The following is an 8,170-nucleotide window of genomic DNA, read 5'->3' on the forward strand; positions in this document are numbered from 1 at the left end:
TAACCTCAGCTTCGTTTAAAAATAGCGATATCACAATCCCGTAAATTCAAGCTCGGTTTTTTAGGTTGGAATGTATAAGCAATTAAGCCCGCGACGATTTCCAATAAAAAACCGAGCTGACTGCGGTGTCTTGAATGCTCTATCTGAGAAATATTTTTGAGCTGATCCACGACCGTTTCTATCAAAAATCGTCTTCTTAACATCAACTTATCCCACAGAGATAACGCTTTTGCCTTCATGTTACTCCGGACATGAGTGATTAACGTTATTCCTTCTGCTTCCAGTTCATCGCACAGGGCCTGTGACAAATACCCTTTATCGCCATACAAACGCCCTGTTAACCCTTGTACCAGCGCTTTGACGGGATGACGAATCTGTATTTCCTGAGGTCAATTTAACCGCTAAAAGTTCACCACAATCATTGATAACCAGATGAAGTTTAAAGCCATAAAACCAGCCTGTACTTGTTTTCCCTCGCTGTGCGACGCCCTCAAATACGCGATGACGGGGAATACGGAGATTGTGACAAACAGCAATTTTGGTTGAATCAATAAAGGCGATCCCCTGGGTTTGGGCCTTGCGTGACGAAAGAAAAGCACAGAGAGGAATGAGCGCCCTTTGTTTCAAGGTTAACATCCGGGAGTAGCTGACCAACCGGGGAAAATCGGCCTGAAGATAGTGTTTAACATGCTGAATATAAAACGTTTTAAAATCACGATAATGGCTCATGTGGAATAAAATGAGTATCGTCATCACTTCACTGAGAGAAAGGGAAGCGTCGCGGCGACGTTTGAGCAAGCCATTTTCAATTAACTGTTGATGCCAGAGAGGAATAAATTTTTGGCAAAAGTCATCGACGCAGCAGTAAAGTTCTTCTAAATTAGACATGCCTGAGGAGCTCCACGATTTTGTTTTCTTTGACAAAAACTTTGATCGTGCCTCAGGCACTTAGTTCCCTTCTTAAGCAAATCTCAGGTTTATTAGCAATCGGGTAGGAATATTTAAAAATTACAGCGACAAAGTATTTATAGCGAAATCTAAATGAAGATCGTGTCTGAAAAATACCGAAATTTCGTATTTACAACAAAATATTTCTACAAGGAAATGATAAATTTATATAAAAATATGAAGAAGATATATACAAGATAACGTAAATAAAGGAAAATTTGACTATAAAATTCCATTAAAAATGGCCCACTAATATCTTTCTGAAATATAAACGCAGATTGATTTGCGGTTTGCGGAAATCTCTACCAAGCACAAAGGAAAGCGTTATGAATGACGAAAGCATTAGATTCTAAGTTATATTTTATCAATACAGTTTCATGCAATGGCTAAAGAGCATTGCAACGCTGTTATTCCAGTAGCACCAATCCTCTACCGGTGAATTTGGCAAAAAAGGCACTTTACCAAGAGGTACAGCGCCTTTTTTAATGAACTAACGGTTAATTAATTAGTTCATGCCATATTTTTTCAATTTCTTACGCAGTGTGCCACGGTTGATGCCCATCATCAGGGCAGCGCGCGTTTGGTTGCCACGGGTGTATTGCATCACCATGTCCAACAATGGCTGTTCCACTTCAGCCAATACCAACTCATACAGATCATTAACATCTTGACCGTTTAATTGAGCAAAATAGTTCTTCAGTGCTTGTTTAACTGAATCACGTAAAGGTTTTTGGGTTACCTGATCTTGTGAATTTACAGTAGCAACGGTTAGTACGTCAGAATTTACGCGTTGTTCGAACATAGTTCTGTCAGCTCTTTTCTTTATATTACGCAAAATTTTCGAAATATGCCCCCAACACCTCCAGCTGTTCGCTGGCATCCTCTATGGTGTTGAATGTGCGCCGGAACTGGTCATCAGGAGCATGTTCCCGGAGATACCAGGATACATGCTTACGTGCTATACGGGCTCCTTTGCCTGGACCATAAAAGTCGTGCAATTCCTGTATATGCTCGTTCATTAAACGCTGCACTTCGCCAATCGGCATCGGTGACAGCAGTTCTCCTGTTGCCAGATAGTGCTGGATTTCCCGGAAGATCCAGGGTCTTCCCTGAGCAGCGCGGCCTATCATCAGGGCATCAGCCCCGGTGTATTCAAGCACTGCTCTGGCCTTAAGCGGGTCAGTAATGTCACCATTGGCAATAACCGGGATGGCAACAGTCTGCTTAGCTGTCCGAATATTGTCGTACTCTGCCTCTCCGTTAAACAAACAGGCACGAGTCCTGCCGTGGATCGTCAGAGCTTGGATACCACAATGCTCGGCCAATTGGGCAATCTTTACACAGTTTCGTTCTTCTGGCGACCATCCAGTGCGGATTTTCAGCGTAACAGGAACATCTACTGCGTTTACAACGGCAGAAAGAATTTTTTCCACCAATTCAGGGTAACGTAGTAAAGCCGAGCCTGCTAGCTTACGATTCACTTTCTTGGCTGGACACCCCATGTTGATATCAATGATCTGAGCACCATTAGCGACGTTGATCTTCGCTGCTGCTGCCATTTCATTGGGATCACTGCCAGCAATTTGCACGGAACGAATCCCCGGTTCGTCACTGTGAACCATACGTAGCCGGGATTTGTCTGTCTTCCAGACCTGTGGGTTGGAAGAAAGCATTTCCGATACTGTCATACCTGCACCCATTTTGTAACATAGTGACCGAAACGGGCGGTCAGTTATGCCAGCCATTGGGGCCGCAATAAGACAGTTTTTCAGCTGGTATTGTCCGATACGCATAGACGAAGAAAGAGTGGCCATACTGTGACTGCAAGGGCGCGTATATTACGCATTTTTCGCAAAATATGAAAGGCCAAACTTTGAGCAAATCGTCATTTGTCACAACTTTTTTCCAGCTTTTCTTCTGTGGTAAATATAATTATTCATAAATAACATGGTGTTATATGTTATTGGTAAAGTTTATCACTTAGGATTTTTCTACCAGCAAGTTTGCTGACAGCACGGATTATCATCAATAAGCGATCAAAATTTGCACTTGAAATTATAACAAAATAAAATAATTTTAATTTGTTGTTATTTTTACCCCAGATATCCGGCACCATTCTTCCTGTTCCGCAACCGGATCGATTACAAATTTATCAGTATAGGCCTGAATAACACTTTCTGCTTGGTTTGTTAAAATGCCCGATAGACCTAACAGGCCACCCGGTTTTGGTAATGCGCCAATCACAGGGGCGAGTTCACGCAGAGGGCCTGCCAAAATATTAGCAATTACTACATCAGATTCAAGATCGGTTGGTGCATCTTTCGCCAAATATAGCGTTAAACGCTCCAGAACGCCATTACGTTCTGCGTTGTCTCGGCTGGCCTGAATAGCTTGTGGGTCGATATCTATGCCAATAGCGTGTGTTGCACCGAGCTTTAGCGCAGCAATTGCGAGTATGCCGGAACCGCAACCAAAATCGATAACCGTTTTACCTTCCAGATTGAGGCTGTCTAGCCATTGCAGGCATAACGATGTGGTTGGGTGAGTACCTGTACCAAAAGCCAGTCCAGGGTCTAGCATAACGTTGACAGCATCTGGATCAGGGACGTCGCGCCAGCTTGGACAGATCCATAAGCGATTGCCAAAACGCATTGGGTGGAAGTTATCCATCCATTCACGTTCCCAATCTTTGTCTTCCAACTGCTCGATCTTATGAATAAATCCTTTACCTAACTCAGGAACTTGTTCGAGCTGGCTGATCACAGCTTTCATATCGGTTTCAGCATCATACAGTCCGATGACATCAGTATCTCCCCATAAACGGGTCTCGCCCGGTAAAGGTTCGAATACAGGGTTATCGTGGCTGTCTTGAAAGGTGACGGAGACTGCGCCATTTTCTATCAGAGTATCTCCAAGGGATTCAGCGAGCTGTCCTGTGGTATTTAATCGAAGTTGTATCCAAGGCATAAAAAATTCTCCTTAATTGGAAACGAGTTAAAGTAACTCACTTAATGAGATCTGATCACTTTTTGCGGTAATCGCTGACCGAGGGTATTACCCATCCAAAAAGCCAACAAGCTAAGTAGTAATGATGGCACGATCGGATGGAAGCCCAATAGATGGATATTGAAACTAGCGAGCAGAGTGTAGCTTATTGCCCCTGTAATCATCGAACTGACAGCGCCATAGGCATTGGCTTTTTCCCAATACAGACCCAGTACTAATGGCCAGAGGAATACGGCCTGTAAGCCACCGAAGGCCAATAGATTCAGCCAGATAATCATCTCGGGTGGGCGCCAGGCGGCTAAAAGTAGCAACAAACCAAGAATCAGGGTAGAAAAACTGGAAATTCGGGCCAGTCTTTTTTCCTGTACGATTTGTTGTGGAAACAGGTTTAGGTAGAGATCTTTGACGATTGTGGCAGAAGATTGCAGCAGTTGTGCATTAATTGTGGACATAATGGCGGCCATCGGCGCGGCTAGAAAAATTCCAGCAGCGAATGGTGGCAATACAGTGATCATCAATGTTGGGATCACCTGATCGGGAATGGTCAGATCAGGAATAATGGCTCGACCAATTGCGCCTGCTAGGTGCATACCAAACATGAGGATCGTCATGACGATGGTTCCGATGATGATCCCACGGTGAACAGCTTTGCTATCGCGGTAGGAGATGCAACGAACGGCAGTATGAGGTAATCCAATTACCCCAAAACAGACCAGTATCCAGAACGATGCCATGAAAGGTCCGCTAAGGATATGATCTGCGCCTTGTGGGGAAACCAGCTCAGGATTAATTGTTCGTAATGTGGTGACCGCCTCTGACAGACCTCCTGCCTTATAGATAATCGCCACCAGCAGTAGAACAGTGCCTAGCAACATTACCAGCCCTTGTAGGGCATCATTGAGGACACTCGCTCTGAACCCCCCAAATGCGGTATAGAGAGCGATAGAGATACCGAAAATCATTAATCCAGTGCCATAAGGGATACCCGCAGCAGTTTCTAGCAGGCGTGCGCCGCCAATAAACTGAACGGTCATCGCGCCAATAAAAGCGACTAAAAGACTTAGGCTGGCAAACCAAACCAGAAAACGACTGCCATAACGGGCATACAACATGTCATTAAGGGTGACGGCATTATAGCGACGGGCAAGAATGGCAAATTTTTTACCTAACACACTCAGGGAAAGCCATATTGCCGGCAACTGAATCAGCGATAGTAATACCCATCCCAAACCATATTTATAGGCTGCTCCTGGCCCGCCGATGAATGAGCTGGCACTGATATAGGTGGCAGTAATGGTCATTGCCAATACAAAGCCGCCCATTGAACGGTTGCCAAGGAAATACTCAGTCAGGAAGGTGCCTTTCTGGTGGCGTCGATAAGCGTAAACTGACAGGAGAAATACCAATGCAAGATAGCCAAGCAGAGGTAAGATAACTTCACTTTGCATTCTCATCCTCCAGCGGGACTTCTTTGAAAATAAACTTCACCATTAACCAGCAGAGGATAATGAATACAACTGGTAGTAACAAACATGCCATTTCAAACCAGCGAGGTAAGCCGGTGACACCGGGAGCATCACTGGGTAAATAGGCTGTCAATAGCCAGCCAATAAGATAAGCAAGCGTTAGGAACACGGCCCAAAGTGCTTCTTTATGGGATTGAACAAATCGTCTGTCCATTCGTTCTTCCGGTAATTAAATAAGATGGGAAGGGAAGGATTGTACGGCAAGATGCGAATTCATTCAGGAAAAATGTGATACGAAGTAAGTCATTTGAGTTTTGCTTAAAAACTTTTCTACATGAATAGATTATCTCGTATTCTTGTAGCATAACTCATATAAGGAAATGCGTTTTTATCATATTTTTCCTATAAGATGATGGGTAATGTTATAGACAAATTTAGGTTGTTTATTTATTGGTGACTAATACTGTGAAAAGCAATATGCAATACAATGAAATTAAATTATTACTGATAATAATTTATCTGATATTGGTTATCATAATTTGCTATTGAGGGAAAAATCGAAAATATCGGAAAAACATTTTTATCAATAGTGACATTAGTATAGGTGTAGTTTTACTCATTGAAAAAAATCTAGAAAAATAGGCTGAACGGTAGCTGAATCAATAATAGGGAATAAATAAAGTATGTATGATTATATTATTGTCGGTATTGGTATTGTTGGGCTTGGTGTTGCTAATGCATTGCAGGAAGTTCGGCCTGGCATCAAGATATTGATGTTGGATAAAGAGAACATGCCAGCCAGCCATCAAAGTGGTCACAATAGCAATGTAGTACATTCAGGCATTTATTATAAACCTGGCAGCTTGAAGGCCCGCCTGGCGACGCGTGGTAATAAAACTATGTTCTCTTTTTGTCGCCAGCATGGTTTGTATCATGATCGTTGTGGCAAAGTCATTGTTGCTACACAACCAAAAGAATTACCATTACTGGAAAATCTTTATCAGTGTGGATTGCAAAATGGTCTGGAAGTTAGCCGTCTAAACCGTTTGCAACTCAATGAGCGTGAGCCGCATGTCAACGGATTGGAGGCGTTACTTGTTCCCGATGCTGGTATTGTGAACTATAAAGAGGTGGCTGATAAACTGGCAGAAATTATCCAGCAGCGTTGCGCTACCTTGATTTATGGTCAAATGGGTTACTGCCATTAGAGAGAATAGTGACAGAGTAGAAGTTGTTACGCCACAGAATAGTTATCAGGCAAAATGGTTGATTAATTGCGCCGGATTGCATAGCGATCGTATTGCTCGTTTGTCTGGCTATGATATTGGTATGAAGATTATTCCCTTCCGTGGTGAATATTATGTGTTGAATAGTGAAAGAAATTACCTGGTCAACCATTTGATCTATCCAGTACCTAATCCAGATTTTCCTTTTCTTGGTGTACATTTTACCCGTATGTATAACGGTAAACGTGATATTGGTCCAAACGCGGTACTGGCATTTAAGCGTGAAGGCTATAAAATCTATGGTCACCCCCGTTTTTGCAACACAAATTTTGATGTATGGTGGGCTTGCGTAAATCTATTCTGCGTCTGGTGAGCAGTCATGCCCGCGCCACGATGAGTTCCGTGCCTGCCGAACCTTAAAAACCGGTCGGCTTCAGAGAGCCATTTTTTATATCAGGTTCATCAGCAGGCCGATATGCCGTTCATGTCATCAATTATCTGTCGTCGCAAAACCAGATGGTAACTGCTTAACTTACTGAGCTAACGCCGTTTTTCGTTGGCTCTTTTATTTAATGAACACCGTCTGATGTGCCGTAACGGCCCAGGCTATTCGTGCCAGTTTGTTCGCCAGCGCGTACGCCACAACGTTCGAGTGATGGCGGGCAAGCTGCCTGTTCACCCACTCTGCCAGACGCCCTGGATTATGCTCCAGCCGCTGCATAAAGATCCTGGCACACTGCACCAGCAGCCGCCTCAGATTTTTATCACCCCGCTTGCTGATGCCCATCAATGTCGTTTTTCCACCCGTGCCGTACTGGCGGGGAACCCGCCCTGTTGAAGCCGCAAAGTCACGGCTGCTGGCATAGTTTTTACCGTCCCCCAGCCGCATGGCTAACAGACTCGCCGTTACCGGCCCAACGCCAGGAATGGTCAGCAGGCGTTGCGCGGTTTCATCTTCCGCCAGATGCGTTTTCAGTTCCTTATCGACTTCCTCAATTTCTCCGCTGAGGTAAACATAATGACTGTGGAGTCTGCTCAGAACCCTTGCCAGATAAGGCGGAAAGTCATTTTCTTCCAGCACGGCGGCCAGACGTCGTATCACGGCAATACCGCGCGGCAGACTGACGCCGAACTCCAGCAAAAAAGCGTGCATCTGATTGGTGGTTTTAACGCGTTGCCGTATCAGTGAGTTTCTGACGCGATGGAGGGCGGCCATCGCCTGTTGGTCTTCTGTGCGGGGGGGCACAAAGCGCATGGAGGGCCGGGAAGCTGCCTCGCAGATAGCTTCAGCATCGACAAAATCGTTCTTGTTACTCTTAACAAAAGGACGGACGAACTGCGGAGAAATCAGTTTTGCCTCATGGCCTAAATCAGCGCTCCGGCGAGCCATAAAGTGCGCCCCACCGCAGGACTCCATCACTACGGTTGCAGCCTTGCAGGAACCGAGAAAATTCATAAGCTGAGTGCGGGAAAACTTCTTACGCAGCAGGGCGTTACCCTGCCTGTCCTGACAGTGGACATGGA

8 protein-coding genes and 1 pseudogene are annotated in these 8,170 nt (G+C 44.6%); 2 read left to right on the plus strand and 7 right to left on the minus strand.

What is annotated here, in order from left to right; translation table 11 throughout:
- Positions 1-5: 5 nt before the first annotated feature.
- The 6 genes and pseudogenes from AACQ83_RS22770 to AACQ83_RS22795 all read right to left on the minus strand — a co-directional run bounded on the left by AACQ83_RS22770 (position 6) and on the right by AACQ83_RS22795 (position 5,634).
- Positions 6-888: pseudogene (locus tag AACQ83_RS22770) on the minus strand (IS982 family transposase).
- Positions 889-1,453: 565 nt separating this feature from the next.
- Positions 1,454-1,750, minus strand: a complete 297-nt coding sequence (gene fis, locus AACQ83_RS22775) for a DNA-binding transcriptional regulator Fis (RefSeq protein WP_010847912.1) — start codon at positions 1,748-1,750, stop codon at positions 1,454-1,456.
- 25 nt (positions 1,751-1,775) lie between these two features.
- Positions 1,776-2,741 carry a tRNA dihydrouridine synthase DusB gene (dusB, locus tag AACQ83_RS22780; protein ID WP_112879751.1) on the minus strand — a complete coding sequence of 322 codons (966 nt, stop codon included), beginning with the start codon at positions 2,739-2,741 and terminating at the stop codon, positions 1,776-1,778.
- Between the two features lie 283 nt (positions 2,742-3,024).
- Entirely contained in the window at positions 3,025-3,915 is an 891-nt protein-coding gene (gene prmA, locus AACQ83_RS22785) for a 50S ribosomal protein L11 methyltransferase (RefSeq protein WP_112879752.1), read from the minus strand.
- A gap of 41 nt (positions 3,916-3,956) precedes the next feature.
- Positions 3,957-5,402, minus strand: coding sequence for a sodium/pantothenate symporter (panF, locus tag AACQ83_RS22790; RefSeq protein WP_112879753.1), 1,446 nt, complete (start codon positions 5,400-5,402; stop codon positions 3,957-3,959).
- Positions 5,392-5,634 (minus strand): YhdT family protein, encoded by a 243-nt coding sequence (locus tag AACQ83_RS22795; RefSeq protein ID WP_112879754.1) that lies wholly within the window; start codon positions 5,632-5,634, stop codon positions 5,392-5,394. The genes panF and AACQ83_RS22795 overlap by 11 nt, the downstream gene beginning before the upstream one ends.
- Positions 5,635-6,103: 469 nt before the next feature.
- Between AACQ83_RS22795 and AACQ83_RS22800 the strand changes: the two genes are divergently transcribed.
- Both AACQ83_RS22800 and AACQ83_RS22805 read left to right on the plus strand, forming a co-directional pair.
- Complete coding sequence (locus AACQ83_RS22800) at positions 6,104-6,628, plus strand: FAD-dependent oxidoreductase (RefSeq protein WP_255566996.1); 525 nt, start codon at positions 6,104-6,106, stop codon at positions 6,626-6,628.
- Complete coding sequence (locus tag AACQ83_RS22805; protein ID WP_255566997.1) at positions 6,603-7,019, plus strand: FAD-dependent oxidoreductase; 417 nt, start codon at positions 6,603-6,605, stop codon at positions 7,017-7,019. Before AACQ83_RS22800 ends, AACQ83_RS22805 begins: the two co-directional genes overlap by 26 nt.
- 192 nt (positions 7,020-7,211) lie before the next feature.
- Here AACQ83_RS22805 and AACQ83_RS22810 read toward each other — a convergent pair.
- A partial coding sequence (locus AACQ83_RS22810) for an IS110 family transposase (RefSeq protein ID WP_112886955.1) occupies positions 7,212-8,170 on the minus strand: 959 nt, incomplete at its 5' end.

The organism is Photorhabdus sp. S10-54 (genome assembly GCF_963878145.1).
Taxonomy (GTDB): Bacteria; Pseudomonadota; Gammaproteobacteria; order Enterobacterales; family Enterobacteriaceae; genus Photorhabdus; species Photorhabdus kayaii.

What these genes read in the sequence shown, in the direction of transcription:
- fis (WP_010847912.1), bottom strand. Translation starts at nt 1,750, where the DNA reads ATGTTCGAACAACGCGTAAATTCTGACGTACTAACCGTTGCTACTGTA.
- dusB (WP_112879751.1), bottom strand. Translation starts at nt 2,741, where the DNA reads ATGCGTATCGGACAATACCAGCTGAAAAACTGTCTTATTGCGGCCCCA.
- prmA (WP_112879752.1), bottom strand. Translation starts at nt 3,915, where the DNA reads ATGCCTTGGATACAACTTCGATTAAATACCACAGGACAGCTCGCTGAA.
- panF (WP_112879753.1), bottom strand. Translation starts at nt 5,402, where the DNA reads ATGCAAAGTGAAGTTATCTTACCTCTGCTTGGCTATCTTGCATTGGTA.
- AACQ83_RS22795 (WP_112879754.1), bottom strand. Translation starts at nt 5,634, where the DNA reads ATGGACAGACGATTTGTTCAATCCCATAAAGAAGCACTTTGGGCCGTG.
- AACQ83_RS22800 (WP_255566996.1), top strand. Translation starts at nt 6,104, where the DNA reads ATGTATGATTATATTATTGTCGGTATTGGTATTGTTGGGCTTGGTGTT.
- AACQ83_RS22805 (WP_255566997.1), top strand. Translation starts at nt 6,603, where the DNA reads ATGGTCAAATGGGTTACTGCCATTAGAGAGAATAGTGACAGAGTAGAA.